The sequence below is a fragment of the Shigella sp. FC1967 genome, assembly GCF_001743005.1.
GTDB lineage: Bacteria > Pseudomonadota > Gammaproteobacteria > Enterobacterales > Enterobacteriaceae > Proteus.
Genome location: NZ_MIIZ01000709.1, coordinates 1 through 19,712 on the forward strand (window position 1 = coordinate 1; position 19,712 = coordinate 19,712).

The following is a 19,712-nucleotide window of genomic DNA, read 5'->3' on the forward strand; positions in this document are numbered from 1 at the left end:
CGTAATAAATCACTTTTCTTTGATGTAAAGCAACTACCACTTTTAAAAAATACGTAGTATCCACATTAACAGTTGGGTTTTATTGCCTACGTTAGAGTGCTTATTTTTTTAACAATCATAACAATAATTATTTCTTTATAAGCTCGTTAGCTTCTGTTTTTTTCTTAAAATATAAATAATCAAGTGAGTAATGTATGAAAAACATCAAAGAGATGGCGTTACTTTCCACTCCCTTATCTCGCCGTCGTTTTGTAAAAACAGGTGCAGCGGGTGGTTTAGCGATAACCGCAGGTGGATTATCACTCCCCTTTCATCAAGCCGTTGCCTCAGAAACACAATCAACAACAGACAGTGAAAAAGTCGTATGGAGTGCCTGTACAGTAAACTGTGGTAGCCGTTGTCCATTACGCATGCACGTTGTTGATGGTGAAATTAAATACGTCGAAACTGACAACACGGGCAATGATGTCTACGAGGAATTACACCAAGTTCGTGCCTGTTTACGTGGTCGTTCGATGCGTCGCCGAGTTTACAATCCAGATCGTTTACGTTACCCAATGAAGCGTGTAGGTCAACGCGGTGAAGGTAAATTTGAACGTATTTCATGGGATGAAGCCTTTGATACTATTTCAGATACCATGAAACGTTTAATCAAAGATTATGGTAATGAATCTATTTATTTAAATTATGGTACAGGCACATTAGGTGGAACCATGACGAAGTCTTGGCCACCAGGTGCAACATTAATTGCTCGTTTAATGAATTGTTGTGGTGGTTATCTTAATCACTATGGCGACTATAGTACGGCACAAATCGCAGCGGGTTTAAATTATACCTATGGTGGTTGGGCGGATGGTAATAGTCCCTCAGATATTGAAAACACTAAACTTGTCGTGATGTTCGGTAATAATCCGGGTGAAACACGTATGAGTGGTGGCGGTGTTACCTATTACGTTGAGCAAGCCCGCGAAAAATCAGATGCTCGCATGATTATCATCGATCCACGTTATACCGATACTGGCGCTGGTCGTGAAGATGAATGGATCCCTATTCGTCCAGGCACAGACGCGGCATTAGTTAATGCATTAGCTTACGTTATGATCAAAGAAGACTTAGTGGATAAGCCTTTCTTAGATAAATATTGTGTGGGTTACGATGAAACCACTATGCCAGAAGGTGCGCCTAAAAATGGTCACTATAAAGCCTATATTCTCGGTAATGGTGCAGATGGTCAGCCCAAAACACCTGAATGGGCAGCACAGATCACCGGTATTCCTGCTTCACGCATTGTTAAATTAGCCCGTGAAATCGCAACAGCAAAACCTGCTTATATTACACAAGGTTGGGGGCCTCAACGTCGTTCTAACGGTGAACTTGCTTCGCGTGCTATCGCGATGCTCTCTATTTTAACAGGTAATGTAGGCATTAACGGCGGTAATACGGGTGCCCGTGAAGGCTCTTACAGCATTCCTTTTGTTCGTATGCCAACTTTCACTAACCCCGTAACCACCAGCATTTCTATGTTTATGTGGACGGATGCTATTTTGCGTGGTCCAGAAATGACAGCAACTCGAGATGGTGTTCGTGGTAAAGATAAACTTGATGTCCCCATCAAAATGGTATGGAACTACGCGGGCAACTGTTTAGTCAACCAACATTCTGAAATCAATCGTACTCATGACATTTTACAAGACGATAAAAAATGCGAAATGATTGTGGTGATCGATAATCATATGACGGCATCTGCTAAATATGCCGATATTCTACTTCCTGATTGCACCGCATCAGAGCAGATGGATTTTTGTATGGATGCATCAGCAGGCAATATGGCTTATGTTATTTTCGCAGATCAGGCGATCAAACCTCGCTTTGAAAGCCGTAATATCTATGAAATGACCAGCGAAATAGCAAAACGTATGGGGGTGGGTGAAAAATTCACTGAAAACCGTACTCAAGAAGAGTGGCTACGTCATCTTTACGAACAATCTCGTCAAAACTTACCTGAATTACCGACTTTTGAGGAATTCCGAGCTCAAGGTATCTTTAAAAAACGCGATCCTGAAGGTCATCACGTCGCTTATCGACAATTCCGTGAAGATCCTGAAAACAACCCATTAACAACACCATCAGGTAAAATTGAGATTTATTCTTCTCAACTTGCTGACATTAAAGCGACATGGGAACTGGCATCTGACGATGTGATTGATCCACTGCCTATCTACTCCGCGGGCTTTGAAAGTTATGGCGATCCTGCAATGGAAAAATACCCATTACAAATGACCGGATTCCACTATAAATCACGCACTCACTCAACTTATGGCAATGTAGATGTCTTAAAAGCTGCTTGCCCACAAGAAATATGGATCAACCCTGTTGATGCGTCTAAACGCGGTATCAAACACGGTGATTTAGTGCGTATTTATAATGATCGTGGTGAAGTTAGAATTAATGCGAAAGTCACACCGCGTATTTTACCGGGCGTTGTGGGTTTAAGTGAAGGGGCTTGGTATAACCCAGATAGCAATCGTATCGATCATGCAGGTAGCATTAACGTGTTAACGACACAACGCCCTTCACCGCTCGCTAAGGGTAATCCTTCTCACAGTAATCTTGTTGAAGTCGTCAAGGCGTAAGGAGTCTGGTTATGTCAACGCAATATGGTTTTTATATTGATTCAAGTCGTTGCACCGGCTGCAAAACCTGTGAACTGGCGTGCAAGGATTTTAAAAATTTATCCCCTGAAGTCAATTTCCGCCGTATCTATGAATATGCTGGTGGCGATTGGACAGAGCAAGATGGTGTTTATACACAAAGCGTATTTGCTTATTACTTATCTATTTCTTGTAACCACTGTGACGATCCTGCTTGTGCCAAAGTTTGTCCAAGTGGTGCGATGCATAAACGAGAAGACGGCTTTGTTGTCGTTAATGAAGATATTTGTATTGGTTGCCGTTATTGTCACATGGCATGTCCTTATGGCGCACCGCAATTTGATGAAGTCAAAGGTCATATGACCAAATGTGATGGTTGCTATGAACGTGTCGCTGAAGGCAAAAAACCTATTTGTGTCGAATCTTGCCCACTGCGTGCATTAGACATGGCACCGATTGAAGAGTTACGTGCCAAATATGGTGATTTAGCTGAAATAGCCCCACTTCCTTCAGCAAAATACACCAAACCCAATATTGTCCTTAAATTAAATGCCAATAGCCGTCCTGTGGGTGATACCACTGGTCATCTGGCAAACCCAGAGGAGGTTTAAAATGGTGGGATTGCATGAATGGCCACTCATGTTTTTTACCGTTATCGGTCAAAGTGTTGCGGGTGCCTTTATTATTATGGGATGCGCTATTCTTTCGGGTAAGCTTCCCGCAGAAATGAACCGAAAAGTACATTACAGCATGTTTGGTCTTTGGGCATTAATGGGAATTGGTTTCTTATTATCCATGATGCATATGGGAACCCCATTACGTGCATTTAATTCATTACTTCGTTTTGGTCACTCATCATTAAGTAATGAAATTGCCAGCGGTTCAATTTTCTTTGCACTAGGGGGTATCTACTGGTTGCTGGCTGTACTGAATAAAATGCCGGCTGCACTAGGCAAGTTATGGGTCGCACTAGTTATGGTATTAGCTGCATTATTTATTACGGCGATCTCTCGTGTGTACCAAATTGATACCGTTCCGACTTGGTATAACAGCTATACCACTTTTAATTTTGTGCTGACAGCCTTTATCTGTGGACCTATTTTAGCGGCACTCTTAATGCGCATTGCAGGCTTTAATTTAAACTGCGTCAGTGCATTACCGTTACTCAGTGTTATCGCCATTGTTGTAAGTGCAATTGTGGCAACATCACAAGGTTTTGAATTAGGTTCTATTCAAACCTCTGTACAAAAAGCGACAGATCTGGTGCCTAACTACGGCACTTTGATGGGCATTAAATTAGTGGCTTTAGTCTTAGGTTTAAGTTGCTGGATTGCCCCACTACTACGTAAAAATAACCCTTCTATTGCTTTGTTAGCATTAGGTTTTATTTTAGTATTTGCGGGCGAGTTTATAGGACGCGGCGTGTTCTATGGTTTACATATGACTGTCGGTATGGCTGTCGTTGGTTAATTAATTTCTCCCGTCTAAACCGCTGTAATAGTTAAAAAGCATACTCTTTTTATCTGTTATAGCGGTTTTTCTTTTATATTGCGGTATCACTCTTTTTTTAATCTTCGTCATTATGTTTAGATAGAAAATCGCATATGGTAAAGACAATAAATCTAAGCGGATTATAAAAATATTATGGAACAACAAGTTATTACTGATATTTCTCTCACTGCCCGTATTCTAGGCGCGGCATTTTATTACGCCCCTACTGAGAAAAGTGACATTGTCGAGCTACTGTCTAGTCAAAAGTGGGTTGAAGAATGGCCTTATGGTAGTGATGAAGAAAAACAACGCATTGCTAGCCTTCTTTCACAAACCACATTATCAGAAGAAACGTTAGCACAGGCATATCAACGTTTATTTGTTGGCCCTTACGCACTGCCTGCGCCACCTTGGGGCTCTGTTTACCTAGATCATGAAAATGTATTATTCGGTAATTCAACATTAGATTTACGTGAATGGATGCTAGAAAATGGTATTGATATTGCGTTAACTCAAAATGAGCCAGAAGATCACTTTGGTTTAATGGTGATGATGGTGGCATGGATTGCAGAAACTCGCCCTGAAAAATTAAAAGAGCTATTAGCAGAACACCTTCTGCCGTGGGCTTATCGTTATTTAGAGAAGTTATCTCTGCAAGGGGCATTCCCTTATTATGAAGGTTTAGCCATGCTGGCAACATTAACACTAAAAAACTGGCAGTCTCTGTTAAATGTAACCCCAGCTGAAAAACAATTGTTTTGTTGATTAATTAACAATATAAAAGTCCTAAAAGTATCTCATTTTATGCTGTGGCTTCAGCGCTCACTTTTAGACTTTTATTTATAGAAAAATTGACCTGTTTAAGCGTGTTTTGACCAACGCTGATAAAGTGCAGGTTTTATTTCATCCTCGTTTTTTATTTGTATAAATTGAAGACCTTCCTGTTGTTCTGGTGGCTTTCTTAATGCGTTGGCGATACTGGCAGTAGAGAGTCCGTAAGGTTCTGCATCCTGATTAGAATAGGCATAAAAAATTTTAGAAATTCCCGCCATACGCATTGCAGCAAGGCACATTGGGCAAGGTTGCCCACTGGCATAAACAACACAATCATCTAATTTTGTTCTTCCTAATACTTTACCAGCTTCTCGTAATGCTAATAATTCAGCATGGGCTGTGGGATCATTTGTCGTTAGTATTTGGTTAACGGCACTTGCAATCACTTTGCCATTATTCACAATGACCGCGCCAAAGGGTCTTCCCCCTACGTTCACATTATCCATTGCAAGCGAGATAGCTTGTTGTATAAATTGATTATCTGACATTATTTTGCCCCCGCTTGTTCAAGTATATTAACAATGTTGGTATAGCCTTTATCTTTCGCTAACGTTAACGGTGTGCGACCAGCGCCATCGGCAAGGTTAACATTAGCGCCACCTTCAATAAGTAAAGTCACAATTTCTTCATATTTTTGGCTACCATCACCTAAAATAATAGCCTCGATCAAAGCCGTCCAACCTAAACGATTAATATGATCAACGTCCACACCAGCATCAATTAATGTCTTTACTGTTTTTACATGACCTCGCTCAGCAGCAGGAATTAATGCTGTTCCACCATAACGATTAACACTTTTAAGCGAGGCACCATGTGATAAAGTTAATTCTAAGATCTCCTGTAATCCTCTAGCCCCCGAATAAAGATAGGGTGAATCATGAATAGCATCACGGGCATTAACATCTGCGCCATGCTCAATCAGATATTTTGCAACTTCAATTTGGTTGGCATGTGTTGCCGCCATTAATGGTGTGCGTAACTTTAGATCTCGCTGTTCAATATCCGCACCTTGTTCTATCTGACGCTTTAATTCAGATAAATTGCCCTCTTGTGCCAGTGTAACTAGGTATGCCTTATCAGAATTTGCCATTGCTTTGACCATGAAGGTAGATGAAATGATTAATAGGCTTAAGAAGTATAAAAACCATTTTGCCTTTAGATAGAGAGTATTCATTCAATATCCCCTAAGTGTGCTAATTTCCATTCATTTAATTAGCAATATTATTTAAACCTAACTTAGATCTAACAAAGGCATGACTTTATTTCAACCAATCAAGGCGTGAATGAATCACCTATCAGCCATTTTTATACTTTTTTTACACTACTCACTTCTCTTTTATCAACATCTTTACAGACCTTTAAGTACGCTTACTCAATCTAAAAAGTAAAAGGATTGTTCTGATGTTGATATTCGGTGCTGTGACGTTAGTTGTTTTGCTCACTGCTTATCTTATCTATGTATTATTTAACGCAGAGGCATTTTAAAAATGGCAACAATGATGTTGATATATCTTGCTGTTTTTCTAATCACATTATTAGTGATGGGGAAAATGCTTGGCTATTATTTAGCCCGCCTTATTGAAGGTGATTTACCTCATTGGGTTACTCAAACCGAACATGTTATTTGGCGTTGTTGTGGTTTTAAACCCGCAGGAAAAGCAATCCAGCCAATGAGCTGGTATCACTATATGCTTGCCCTACTTATTTTTAATTTAATGGGGGCAGTCCTATTATTTGTCATACTACTTAACCAAGGTTATTTACCTTTAAATCCTCAATTTGCCCCTAATATGAATTGGGATTTAGCGCTAAATACAACCATCAGTTTTATTACAAATACGAATTGGCAAGCTTATAGTGGCGAAACTGCGGTCAGTTATTTAAGCCAAATGACAGGACTTGCCGTACAAAACTTCTTATCTGCAACAACGGGGATTGCTGTTGCCTTTGTGCTAATTAGAGCGTTAACACAATCTTCTTGTACTTCAATCGGGAATGCGTGGATTGATATTGGGCGTATTACACTCTATGTCTTACTGCCTTTATCAATTATTTGGTCGCTATTATTTGTCAGCCAAGGCGTTATACAAAACTTTCACCCTGCGGTATTAAGTCAAGGTCTTGATGGGCAACAGCAGTGGTTACCTATGGGACCCGTAGCCTCTCAAGAAGCGATAAAGCTATTGGGAACAAATGGTGGTGGCTATTTTGCTGCAAACTCGGCTCACCCTTACGAAAACCCAACATCATTAAGTAACTTCTTACAGATACTTGCCATATTTCTTATTCCTACCGCCCTATGTTTTGCCTTTGGTCGATTAAGTGGAATACAACGCCAAGGTTATACCTTGCTTTGGACTATGACGTTGATTTTTATTGTCGCTGTTACGGTGATTACTTGGGCTGAATGGCAAGGAAATTCAGAATTTATCTTTGCAGGTACAGATAGCTCGCTGAATATGGAAGGCAAAGAAACACGTTTTGGCATATTAGGTAGCGCTATTTTTATTGCGGTCACAACAGCCGCATCTTGTGGTGCAGTTAATGCTATGCATGACTCATTAACCGCTTTAGGCGGCATGGTGCCAATGTGGTTAATGCAAACAGGAGAAGTAGTCTTTGGCGGTGTAGGTTCAGGGTTTTACGGCATGATCCTCTATGTATTATTAGCGGTATTTATCGCGGGATTAATGGTTGGTCGAGCTCCTGAATACCTTGGTAAAAAGATTGGTGTTGCTGAAATGAAATGGGTAGCCATTGCTATTTTAATTTCTCCAATCGTAATTTTATTAGGTACAAGCCTCGCCTTATTTACTGATGTTGGTCGTGAAGCCATTTTAAATCCAGGTCCTCACGGCTTTAGTGAAGTGTTATATGCCTTTACTTCTGCTGCTAATAATAACGGCAGCGCTTTTGCTGGGCTTGACGCCAGTTCACCGTTTTACAATCTATTATTAGGGCTTGCTATGTTAATTGGTCGCTTTGGTGTCATGTTACCTGTTTTAGCTATTGCGGGCAGTTTAGCCGTGAAAAAACGTCAGCCTGAAAGTTTAGCAACCCTCTCTACCACATCACCCCTCTTTATTTTGTTATTGATCCTCACTGTATTAATGATCGGCGCGTTGACTTTTGTTCCGGCATTAGCACTTGGTCCTATTGCAGAACACTTACAACTGTTTTGGGCTAAATAAGGAAACGTATCATGAAAACAACCCAACTCTTTGACAGAAAAACTGTGATATTGGCTTTCTTTGATGCGATAAAAAAATGTACGCCCCAAGCACAATGGCGTAACCCTGTTATGTTTATCGTTTATGTTGGTGCACTTTTAACTACCGGAATTTGGATTACTTCATGGTTGAATTATCTCCCTGATGATAATCACTTTACTTCACAAGTGATGCTTTGGTTATGGGTGACATTGCTATTTGCCAATTTCGCTGAGTCATTAGCAGAAAGTCGAAGTAAAGCACAAGCGGCTAGCTTACGTGGCGCTAAACAACAATCCAAAGCGACACGTCTACTTCACGCAGAGATTAATGCTCAAAAAGAAACCGTTGACTCTTTCTCATTGCATAAAGGCGATATCGTTTTAGTCAATGCTGGCGAAACGATCCCTTGTGATGGTGAAGTCATTGAAGGTGGTGCCTCAGTTGATGAAAGCGCGATCACGGGTGAGTCAGCACCGGTGATCCGTGAATCAGGTGGTGATTTTTCCTCAGTGACTGGCGGGACTCGAGTATTATCAGATTGGCTGATTATTCGTTGTACTGCTGAAGCCGGTAATTCATTTCTTGATCGAATGATCGGAATGGTAGAAGGCGCAAAGCGTAGAAAGACACCGAATGAAATTGCTTTAACTATCTTATTAACAGCTCTAACACTTATTTTCTTATTGGCTTGCATTACCCTTTATCCATTCAGTGTTTTTGCTGTCGAGTTTCAAGGGCATGGCGATGTGATTTCGGTTGTGACTTTAATTGCTTTATTAGTTTGCCTTATTCCTACTACGATTGGCGGTTTGCTTTCATCAATTGGTGTGGCAGGCATGAGCCGAATGCTTGATGCCAATGTGATTGCAACCAGTGGACGTGCTGTCGAAGCAGCAGGTGATGTTGATGTCCTACTGCTTGATAAAACAGGCACAATTACTCTCGGTAATCGTCAAGCTTCTCGTTTCATTCCTCTTTCTGGGATTAGCGAAAAACAACTTGCTGATGCCGCACAGCTAAGTTCACTTGCAGATGAAACACCTGAAGGTAGAAGCATTGTGATCCTCGCTAAACAACGTTTTAATTTACGCGAACGTGATTTGGCGTCCATTGGTGCTTCATTTATTCCCTTCTCGGCAATGACAAGAATGAGTGGTGTGAATTTAGGAGAGCGTTTGATCCGCAAAGGCTCCGTTGATGCTATTCGTCGCCATATTGAAGTCAGTCACGGCGATTTTCCTGATGAAGTCACCATCATAGTCGAGCAAGTCGCTAGAACAGGTGGAACACCACTGGTGGTCGTTGAAAATCAGAAAGTCTTAGGGGTTGTTGAACTTAAAGATATTGTGAAAGGTGGGATCAAAGAGCGCTTCTCAACTGCGCCAAATGGGCATAAAAACCGTGATGATCACCGGTGATAATCATCTTACAGCGGCCGCTATCGCCGCAGAATCTGGCGTTGATGATTTTCTGGCTGAAGCAACACCTGAGGCAAAATTAGCCTTAATTCGTCAATATCAATCAGAAGGTCGATTAGTCGCCATGACGGGGGATGGTACGAATGATGCGCCTGCATTGGCGCAAGCCGATGTTGCTGTTGCGATGAACTCAGGTACTCAAGCGGCAAAAGAAGCGGGAAACATGGTTGATTTAGACTCAAATCCAACAAAATTAATCGAAGTTGTGCATATTGGTAAACAAATGCTAATGACAAGGGGCGCTTTAACGACATTTAGTATTTCTAACGATATCGCCAAATATTTTGCCATTATACCGGCTGCTTTCGCTGTCACCTACCCACAGCTCAACATGCTTAATGTTATGAACTTACATTCACCCGCATCTGCAATGTTATCCGCCGTTATTTTTAATGCCTTAATTATTGTCTTTTTGATCCCCCTCGCGCTTAAAGGTGTTCATTATCGCCCTGTTTCTGCGCATTCATTATTGCGCCGTAATCTCTCTTTATACGGGATCAGTGGATTATTAGTGCCTTTCATTGGCATTAAAATCATCGATATGATTTTAGCGTTTATTGGGTTTTAAGGAGTTTTATATGCATCTATTTCGTTCATCATTAGTGATGTTATTATTACTCACATTGATAACTGGGCTCGCCTATCCTTTGCTTATTACAGGATTAGCCAACCTTATTTTTCCTTGGCAAGCGAATGGCTCACGGATTTACCAAGACAATAAACTTATTGGCTCTGAACTGATTGGGCAACAATTTACGCGAAATGATTATTTTAAAAGTCGTCCATCAATGACGTCAGAAATGCCTTATAACAGTATGGCATCAGGCGCCAGCCAACTAGCAACATCAAATCCATTACTTCTTAATGAGATAACTAAGCGTGTTCAAGTATGGAAAAAAATAACCCATAATCAACACGTTGTTCCTGTTGATTTAGTGACGGCATCAGGAAGTGGGCTTGATCCTCATATTTCATTACAAGCCGCTTATTATCAAATTGAAAACATTGCATATTCTCGTCAACTCACTAAAAATGAAATTAAGCAATTAATAAAAGACAATACAACATCGCCGCTAATGTCATTTATGGGGAAGCCTGTTGTGAATGTATTTATGCTAAATCAAGCACTTGATAAATTAAGTGCAGAAAAACAGCAAAAAGTGAGTACTCAATAAAATGGAACTCGATCACGATCAGCAATGGCAACGTCCCTCACCCGATGATTTACTCGCTTCAACTCGAACCACAACGCGTGGACGATTAAAAATATTTTTTGGTGCTTGTGCGGGAGTCGGGAAAACTTACGCCATGTTGCAAGAAGCTCAACGTCTCCACCAGCAAGGTATTGATGTACTTGCCGGGGTTGTTGAAACACACCAAAGGCAAGAAACGGCTGCATTACTTCACGGATTACCTTTATTGCCACCACAACGTATTCATCATCATGGTAGAAAGCTTGTCGCGTTTGATTTAGATGCCGCGTTAGCCAGACATCCTGCTGTGATCTTAATGGATGAATTGGCCTTTAGTAATCCTCATAAATGTCGGCATCCTAAGCGCTGGCAAGATGTTGAAGAGCTATTAGATGCGGGTATTGATGTACTTACGACAATAAATGTACAACATATTGAAAGCCTTAATGATATCGTGGGAAGCATTACAGGAATTCGTGTCCAAGAGACGATCCCTGACTATATTTTTGATAGTGCTGATGAAGTGGTTATGGTGGATTTACCGCCTGATGATCTACAACAACGTTTGCACGAAGGTAAAGTATATCTCTCCGGACAAGCAGAACGTGCCATTGAACACTTTTTTCGCAAGGGTAATTTAATCGCACTACGAGAGTTAGCGTTACGCCGTATGGCAGATAGAGTTGATACACAAGTTAAAGAATTTCGAGATAGCCAAGGAACGTCTCCTGTTTGGCATACCACAGATAGTCTGATGGTATGCCTTGGCGCTCACGGCGGTAACGACAAATTAGTTCGTACGGCTGCACGTTATGCTGCCGCCTTTGGTTGCCAATGGCATGCTATTTATGTTGAAACACCTAAACTGCATCAAATAGGAGAACATAAACGCCGAGCAATCTTGCACTCTCTAAAACTGGCACAACATCTAGGTGCGAGAACAGCTATCCTTTCTGATAACCAGGCGGAAAAGGCTGTGATCCGCTACGCCAGAGAGCATAATCTTGGGAAAGTCATTATTGGTCAACGTGCTTACCAAAAATGGCAATGGTTAAAACGCTGGGTGCGGATGCGCTTTGCAGAAAAATTAGCACGCTATGCACCCGATATCCATGTTATCAGTGTTGCGCTCAACGATGATGACATACGTTATAAAACCAAAACAGCACCACTGCAGCCAGAGAAATGGCGACAAGAGATAAAAGGCTATTTTACAGCGATTGTCTCATGTTTAGTGATCACCTTATTTTCTCGCACATTTCTATTAGCGCTAGATAAAGCCAATTTAGTGACACTCTATTTATTGGGGGTTGTATTAATTGCGCTCTTTTTTGGCCGTCGCCCTTCTATTTTTGCCGCATTAATCAACGTTATTAGTTTTGACTTATTTTTTGTACAGCCTCACTTTTCACTCGCTGTACTGGACATGCAGTATTTAATCACTTTTACCGTCATGCTTATTGTAGGCTTAGTCGTCGGTAATTTAACAGCGGGTATGCGTTATCAAACTCGCGTCGCCCGTTACCGAGAACAACGCACTCGCCACTTATTTGAAATGACGAGAGAACTGGGTCGAGCAGTAACGTTACAAGACGTTGTTCGTACTAGCTATCATTTTTTATCCAGTGCATTTGATGCTAAGGTTTGCTTATTACTCCCCAATAAACAAGGCGAATTAATGCCTTTTCATGCGCAAGGCATGGGAGCATTACCTATTGATAATGCAATTGCACGCTGGTGTTGTGATAAAGACCAAATTGCGGGCGCAGGTACAGATACGCTGCCAAGTGTGCCTTACCAACTACACCCGATTACCGCATCTCAACAAGTTTTAGCGATTTTAGCGATCGAGCCAAATAATCTTCGCCAACTGCTTATCCCTGAACAACAGCAATTATTACAAACGTTTAATGGTTTGATTGCGAATGCGCTTGAACGATTACAACAGGCTGAAATTGCAGAACAATCTCGAATTAACATAGAAAGAGAGCAATTAAGAAATGCATTATTAGCTGCACTTTCTCATGATTTAAAAACACCCCTTACAGTGCTTTTTGGACAATCAGAAATTTTACTTCTCGATTTAAGCGCTGAAGGTTCATCCCATACAGAACAAGTTAACCAAATTCGACAGCAAATCCTGACAACTTCACGATTAGTCAATAATTTACTTGATATGGCGCGTATTCAATCTGGCGGTATTCAAGTTAATTTACAATGGAATTCGCTACAAGAAATAACGGGAAGCGCCATTCGTTCACTCTCTTATTTACTTGATAAACATCCATTACAAATTGATATTTCTGCTGAGTTATTGCTTTATTGTGATGGTAATTTAATAGAACGAGTTATCACAAACTTACTTGAAAATGCAGTAAAATATACGTCATCAAGCACAAAGCTAGGGGTAAAAGCCTATATTGAAGCCCCTAAAATTCATGTTGAAGTGTGGGATGAAGGTCATGGGATCCCCACTGAGCAACTACAACTTATTTTTAATAAATTTTCACGCGCAGTAAAAGAATCCGCCATTCCTGGTGTGGGATTAGGTTTAGCAATATGTAGCGCGATTATTCGCTTACATGAAGGTGAAATTTGGGCGGAAAACAATAAAAAAAGGTGGAGCAAGTTTTCACTTTGTTCTACCTTTAAAATCACTCCCTGATATTGATGAGATTGAAATAAAACAGTGACTCCATATAACATTTTAATTATTGAAGATGAAAAAGAGATCTTACGTTTTGTTCGGCTTGCATTAGAGAACGAAGGATTTCGTGTTTATGAAGCCAATGAATGCCAACGAGGATTAATTGAAGCCGCATCAAGAAAACCTGATTTAGTGATCCTCGATCTTGGTTTACCTGATAAAGATGGCCTCTGTTTTATTCAAGACTTTCGTCAATGGAGTAGCACACCGGTTATCGTACTTTCAGCACGAGATTCAGAACAAGATAAAGTAAAAGCACTAGATGCTGGAGCGGACGATTATCTGACAAAACCCTTTGGTATTAGTGAACTCCTCGCCAGAGTCAGAGCATCACTACGCCGTTTTGTTAAACAAGAAACACAGAGCTCACAATTTTCTTTTGGTGATATTACAATTGATTGGGTTAATCGTCTTGTTACTCGTCAAAATGAACCTGTTCATTTAACGCCAACAGAATTTCGTTTGCTAAGTGAATTGGTTAATAATAGTGGTAAAGTGCTTACGCAGCGGCATTTAATGCAACATGTCTGGGGGCCTAATTTTGTTGAACATAGCCACTATTTACGCATTTATATGGGACATTTACGCCAAAAACTAGAAGCAGATCCCGCATGTCCAGTGCATTTAATGACCGAAACGGGGATCGGCTATCGATTTATGCCTTAATCTTCTTCATGAGATTATATGATTAAGCCATCGCCGAAATCGTTTTTCTAAAACGTAATAAAGCCAAGGCGAAAAAGACGGAACCAATAATAATCAAGATAATAAATTGTGGCCACACAATTGAGAAGTCAGCACCACGATATAAAATAGCCTGAGCTAAGCTAACAAAGTGCGTAGTTGGCATTGTTTGCATTACATCCTGTACAAACTGAGGCATGCTTTCTCGTGATGTCATCCCTCCTGATAACATATTCAATGGTAACAATACCATAATCATCAATAAACCAAATTGAGGCATTGAACGAGCCATTGTTCCTAAAAAAAATGCCGATTGAGGTTGTCGCAAATAAGCTTAAAGCAACACCACACATAAACAGCAGAACAGAGCCTTCGATAGGAACATGGAGTAAAGATTTCACAACTAATACTAACGACATGACTGATGCCAATAAGACAACCAACCCCATTGACCATATCTTAGAAAGCATAATTTCAAAAGGCGTTACTGGCATAACCAGTAAGTGCTCAATGGTACCATGTTCACGCTCTCGGATTAATGCAGCCCCAGTTAATACTATCGATAACATAGTGATATTATTAATAATTGCCATAACAGAACCAAACCAAGATTGTGTCAGATTCGGGTTAAAACTCATTCTAATTTCCAAATCAACAGGCAGTGGATCATTGGTTCTATTTTTCGCTAAAAAGGTTTTTGCTTCCCCCATGACAATGTTTTGAATATAGCTATTACCTAAGAAAGCTTGGCTCATCCTCGTTGCATCAATATTAACTTGTATTTCAGGTTTTCGACCCGCTAAGAGATCTCGCTGAAAATTAGGTGGAATATCAAGTGCAAAGGTATAAGTACCTCTATCCAATAAACCATCAATTTGCTCAGGCGTAATATCAGCTGGGGGTAAGAAATAAGGCATATAAAAACTATTTACAATACGTGCAGATAGCTGTGATTTGTCCTGATCCGCAACGGCAATCGGTGCGTGATGTAACGAACCAGGTGTAACCGTCGCTGATGAATAAATTGACACCGTAAAGGCAAACACAATTAACGCCAGCATAGCTTTATCACGAGAGAGACTGCGTAGCTCTTTTACGCCTAAATTAAACACATTTTGAATTGTGCGCCACATTTAAGCCTCCTGCTTTTTCAAGAAAAAGACACTCAACCCAATCACAATTGGGATAGTGATAAGCAAAGGAATAAAAGACCAAGGTAAATCAAACAGGTTTAATCCCTTAGAGAATGTCCCTCGTGAGATAGTTAAAAAGTGGGATGTAGGATAAATATGCCCTATCCATTTACCTATACCTTCCAGAGACGAAACAGGATCAATCATTCCTGAAAATTGTGTTGCTGGAATTAAGGTAATAATTGAAGTACCAAAGATGGCCGCAATCTGGCTTTTCATAAAGCAAGAAATAAGCAATCCCATTCCAGTGGCAATCGTAATATAGAGTAATGCACCTAAAGAAAGCGTTAACATACTCCCTTTAAAACTTACTCCAAACACAAAGACCGAAAGCGCACAGAGCATAAAAAAAGTTAAACATACCCAATAAGATATAAGGAAATTGCTTACCTAATAAAAACTCTGCTTTGGTAATAGGTGTAACATAAAGGTTGATAATGGAGCCAAGCTCTTTTTCACGAACAACGCTCAACGCACTTAACATTGCGGGGATCATCATTAATAAAAGAGGAATAACAGCAGGTACAATTGCGGGTAAACTTTTAACATCAGGGTTATAGCGATAGCGAGTTTCGATATCAATGGGTGATAATTTATCAACCACATTTGTTGGCTGACGCATTGCCATATCAAGCATCCATGTTAAATGCATAGCCTGAATATAACCGCGAACAGTTTCAGCCCGATTAGGCATTGCACCATCGATCCAAACACCTATTTTTACAGTATTACCTTTGGCAACATCCCGTGCAAAGTTAGGTGGGATTTCAATCGCCACCGTAATATCACCACTACGTAACCGTTTTTCCAGTTGGTCATAATCTGTGATGGGCGCCTTTTCAATAAAATAACGAGAGCCTGAAAGGTTTTGGCTATATGCCTGACTTAACCCTGTTTGATCTCTATCCATAATACCGAAGCGTAAATTTTCAACATCCAAACTAATGCCGTAACCCATAATAAACATCAGGATCACCGTACCTAACAGCGCTAAAGTAAGACGTACAGGATCTCGGCGTAATTCCATACCTTCACGAATACTATAACTAAATAAACGTCGTAAGCTAAATCTTTGTTTTAACGCTTTTTCCGCACTTTCATGAGTGGATGCTGGAAGTTGTAGGCTTTTTTTCATCAAGTTCAGGTGCTTCTTGCTCACCAGATGCTTTTTTTAAGGTAATCAATAAAAACGGCTTCAAGCGTATCAAATTGGCTATTTTTAACTAAATTTGCAGGTGTATCTGTGACTAATACTTTACCCGCATGCATCAGTGACATTCGGTCACAACGTGCAGCTTCATTCATAAAGTGAGTTGAAATAAAAATAGTGACACCGTCACGTCTTGATAAATCAACCATCAAGTTCCAAAACATATCTCGTGCAATAGGGTCAACCCCTGAAGTCGGCTCATCCAATATCAACATTTCAGGTTTATGGATAACAGCAACGGCGAGCGATAAACGCTGACGAATACCTAATGGCAACCCATCGGGCATCATTTCTTCAACATCAGTTAAATTAAAACGCTCACTCATTTCCTTAACACGTTGAGGAATGTCCTCTTCTGGAATATGAAAAAGCTTGGCATGTAATTCAAGGTTTTGACGTACAGTCAATTCACTATAAAGTGAAAATGCTTGAGACATATAGCCAACACGTCGGCGCGTTTCAATATCTTTAGGATCAACTTCTTGACCAAATAACCAAGCTCGCCCTTCACTCGCCTCAAGTAAACCTGTCAGCATTTTCATGGTGGTCGATTTACCACAACCATTTGATCCTAAGAATCCAAAAATTTCACCTTTAGGAATACGAAAGCTTACATGGTCTACGGCAACAAATTGTCCAAAACGCATGGTTAAATCTTGTGCTTCAATGGCGATAGTATCATCGTCACTTTTATCTCTGGGAGGGATAATCACTTTTTGGTGATCTTTCTTTTTCTCTTCTGGCAATAACTCGATAAAAGCAGCTTCTAATTCATCAGTATGAGTTTGAGCTTTTAATTCATCAGCGTGACCTGTTGCTAATATTTTTCCTGCATCCATAGCAACCAACCAATCAAAACGCTCAGCTTCTTCCATATACGCGGTCGCAACTAATACGCTCATATTTTTTTTGCGCTTACGTATACGATTAATTAACTCCCAAAATTGTGCTCGTGATAATGGGTCAACGCCCGTAGTCGGTTCATCAAGAATGAGTAATTCTGGATCATGAATAAGCGCACAACATAACCCCAGTTTTTGTTTCATTCCTCCTGAAAGTTTACCCGCAGGTCTATCTCGAAATGGCGCTAACCCCGTACTTTCAAGTAAGTCATTTATGCGTTCTACCCGCTCTTGTTTTGATTGCCCAAATAAACGTCCAAAGAAATCAACATTTTCAAAAACAGAAAGTGTGTGATAAAGATTTTTACCTAATCCTTGCGGCATATACGCAATAAGTGGGCAGACGGCTCTTCGGTGTTCAACATCATTCATATCACCGTTTAAAACAATTACTTGTCCTGTTTGGATTTCTCTTGCACCAGAAATAAGAGAGATCAAGCTTGATTTCCCTACACCATCAGGACCAATTAACCCGACCATTTTTCCAGCAGGAATAGCCAATGTCACATCATCAAGCGCTTTGGTATCGCCATAATGTTGGGATACATGAGTCAATTCAATGATATGAGAATGGTTTTGCGTTCTCATTGTTTGACTCATTGCGGTAATTTCACCTCTAAATCAGTTGGCCAAGATTGAGTATTATCTAAACGAATATAAGCACGTCCTGGTAAACCCGTTTTTACATATTCAAGGTGTTTTTCAAGTAATTCAGGTGAAATTCGCGCTCTTACACGGAACATGAGTTTTAATCGTTCATTATCAGTTTCAACGGTTTTGGGTGTAAATTGAGCGACACTCGCAACGTAAGTTGTTTTTGCAGGAATAACAATATGAGGTGCCGCATCTAAAATAATGTGAACTTCACTTCCTAATGCCGCTTTACCCGCCGCTTCTGTTGGTAAAAAGAACGTCATATAGACATCACTGAGATCGACCATATTTAATACACGGCCCCCCGCACCTAAAACTTCACCCGGCTCTGCGACACGATACTGAACTCGACCATTACGTGGTGCTTTTAAAATGCTGTCATCTAATTCTGCTAAAATGCGTCTTTCAGTTGCTGTTGCAGCGTCCACTTTTGTATTAGCTTGAATGATCCCTGCTTTAGCCGATTCTATTGCTGCGATGGTGGCGGTTTCTTGCGCTTTAGCGGCTTCAACGGCTGCTCTTGCCCCTTCTGTTCTAGCAATATCATCATCTAATTGTTGAATAGAAATCGCATTCGTTTTGACTAATGCACGAGAACGATTGAGTCTTTTTTGTGCGGCATCAAGCTCAGCAATACGTTGACGAACAACGGCCTGAGCAGCAAGTTGTTCACTTTTACGTTGCGACAATGCTGATTGTGCAGTCACCACACTACTTTTTGCTTGATTTAATTGCGCTTGAACTTCATGAAGTTGTTCTTTAAGTGTTCGAGTATCCATGTTTGCTAACACTTCACCCGCTTTAACAAAATCACCTTCTTGAACTAAAATAGAATCGATTCTTCCCGGAGTTTTCGTTGAAATATCAATTTCTGTTGCTTCTATTCTCCCATTACTTTGAGCAAATCCTGAAGGAAGTGTTGGTGCCTGAGATTTCCACCAAAAAATTCCCGCGGCAATAATCGCGACGAGAATAATGCTATAAACAAAAAAACGACTCTTTTTTGATTTTTCATATAAATTATTTAACCTTCCTTTAGCCATAAAAGAATACCAAAAATATGTTTATCCGCTGTATGTAAGAAAATAGTTAAATAATGAAGCGTATTAATTTTTTATTTTATCTCTATTTAAAAATAGTTCATTTTTATTGATAAAGCTAACGTACGCACTATAAAAAAAATAAAAAAAACTAAAGGCTAACCTTATGAATTATAAATATTATGTCATTATAATAGAGCCTTAACTCAAATTAATGTAGTACTTTTATCACATAATCGACCATCTATTTTTTGATTATTCAAGGAAACACACAAATTGTATATAGAAACCCCCATTTTTTTCATTACATGAAAAAACCAAATGAAATAATAACAAAGTGTTATCAACATATTAATCAATATAAAAAAACCACTTATTTTTTTTAATAAAAATCAAGCTCAAAAACTGAGTCATGCCCTAATTTAAAATCATTAAAAAATTGTATTTGTTATATCATTTAGTG

The 19,712-nt window shown here is 40.0% G+C and carries 11 protein-coding genes and 5 pseudogenes; 10 read left to right on the forward strand and 6 right to left on the reverse strand.

The genetic code is table 11. From position 1 onward, the window contains the following. Window positions 1–194: 194 nt before the first annotated feature. The 4 genes from dmsA (at window position 195) to dmsD (ending at window position 4,907) form a co-directional block, all read left to right on the forward strand. Window positions 195–2,633 (forward strand): dimethylsulfoxide reductase subunit A, encoded by a 2,439-nt coding sequence (gene dmsA / locus BHE89_RS10550; protein WP_128860461.1) that lies wholly within the window; start codon window positions 195–197, stop codon window positions 2,631–2,633. An 11-nt stretch (window positions 2,634–2,644) separates the two neighbouring features. Next, window positions 2,645–3,262 carry a DMSO/selenate family reductase complex B subunit gene (locus tag BHE89_RS10555; RefSeq protein WP_069367134.1) on the forward strand — a complete coding sequence of 206 codons (618 nt, stop codon included), beginning with the start codon at window positions 2,645–2,647 and terminating at the stop codon, window positions 3,260–3,262. 1 nt (window position 3,263) lies between these two features. Continuing rightward, entirely contained in the window at window positions 3,264–4,121 is an 858-nt protein-coding gene (locus tag BHE89_RS10560) for a DmsC/YnfH family molybdoenzyme membrane anchor subunit (RefSeq protein ID WP_069367133.1), read from the forward strand. A gap of 174 nt (window positions 4,122–4,295) precedes the next feature. Continuing rightward, window positions 4,296–4,907, forward strand: a complete 612-nt coding sequence (gene dmsD / locus BHE89_RS10565; RefSeq protein ID WP_069367132.1) for a Tat proofreading chaperone DmsD — start codon at window positions 4,296–4,298, stop codon at window positions 4,905–4,907. Window positions 4,908–5,002: 95 nt separating this feature from the next. On the opposite strand, the gene BHE89_RS10570 is transcribed toward dmsD, so the two are convergent. Together BHE89_RS10570 and BHE89_RS10575 are read right to left on the reverse strand one after the other, a co-directional pair. Beyond that, window positions 5,003–5,464, reverse strand: a complete 462-nt coding sequence (locus tag BHE89_RS10570) for a nucleoside deaminase (RefSeq protein ID WP_069367131.1) — start codon at window positions 5,462–5,464, stop codon at window positions 5,003–5,005. Further along, complete coding sequence (locus BHE89_RS10575) at window positions 5,464–6,150, reverse strand: ankyrin repeat domain-containing protein (protein ID WP_069367130.1); 687 nt, start codon at window positions 6,148–6,150, stop codon at window positions 5,464–5,466. Before BHE89_RS10575 ends, BHE89_RS10570 begins: the two co-directional genes overlap by 1 nt. 227 nt (window positions 6,151–6,377) lie before the next feature. Here BHE89_RS10575 and BHE89_RS27005 point away from each other — a divergent pair, with 227 nt between their 5' ends. From BHE89_RS27005 to kdpE, 6 genes and pseudogenes are all read left to right on the forward strand, one after another. Beyond that, entirely contained in the window at window positions 6,378–6,461 is an 84-nt protein-coding gene (locus BHE89_RS27005) for a potassium-transporting ATPase subunit F (protein ID WP_100158289.1), read from the forward strand. Between the two features lie 2 nt (window positions 6,462–6,463). Continuing rightward, window positions 6,464–8,167: a potassium-transporting ATPase subunit KdpA gene (kdpA, locus tag BHE89_RS10585; RefSeq protein ID WP_069367129.1), complete on the forward strand. Its 1,704-nt coding sequence runs from the start codon at window positions 6,464–6,466 to the stop codon at window positions 8,165–8,167. Between the two features lie 11 nt (window positions 8,168–8,178). Further along, window positions 8,179–10,234, forward strand: a pseudogene (gene kdpB, locus BHE89_RS10590) (potassium-transporting ATPase subunit KdpB). Window positions 10,235–10,244: 10 nt separating this feature from the next. Continuing rightward, on the forward strand, window positions 10,245–10,841 hold the full coding sequence (kdpC, locus tag BHE89_RS10595; RefSeq protein ID WP_069367127.1) for a potassium-transporting ATPase subunit KdpC: 597 nt from the start codon (window positions 10,245–10,247) through the stop codon (window positions 10,839–10,841). 1 nt (window position 10,842) lies between these two features. Beyond that, window positions 10,843–13,552: pseudogene (gene kdpD / locus BHE89_RS10600) on the forward strand (two-component system sensor histidine kinase KdpD). Next, complete coding sequence (gene kdpE / locus BHE89_RS10605) at window positions 13,549–14,232, forward strand: two-component system response regulator KdpE (RefSeq protein WP_069367125.1); 684 nt, start codon at window positions 13,549–13,551, stop codon at window positions 14,230–14,232. Before kdpD ends, kdpE begins: the two are co-directional and overlap by 4 nt. A 22-nt stretch (window positions 14,233–14,254) precedes the next feature. Here kdpE and BHE89_RS10610 read toward each other — a convergent pair. The 4 genes and pseudogenes from BHE89_RS10610 to BHE89_RS10620 form a co-directional block, all read right to left on the reverse strand. Further along, window positions 14,255–15,383 (reverse strand): annotated as a pseudogene (locus tag BHE89_RS10610) (ABC transporter permease). Further along, window positions 15,384–16,521 (reverse strand): annotated as a pseudogene (locus tag BHE89_RS27430) (ABC transporter permease); the annotation flags it as partial. Window positions 16,522–16,615: 94 nt separating this feature from the next. Further along, window positions 16,616–18,143: pseudogene (locus BHE89_RS27435) on the reverse strand (ATP-binding cassette domain-containing protein); the annotation flags it as partial. Window positions 18,144–18,151: 8 nt separating this feature from the next. Then, window positions 18,152–19,252 (reverse strand): HlyD family secretion protein, encoded by a 1,101-nt coding sequence (locus tag BHE89_RS10620; protein WP_128860462.1) that lies wholly within the window; start codon window positions 19,250–19,252, stop codon window positions 18,152–18,154. Window positions 19,253–19,712: the final 460 nt, after the last annotated feature.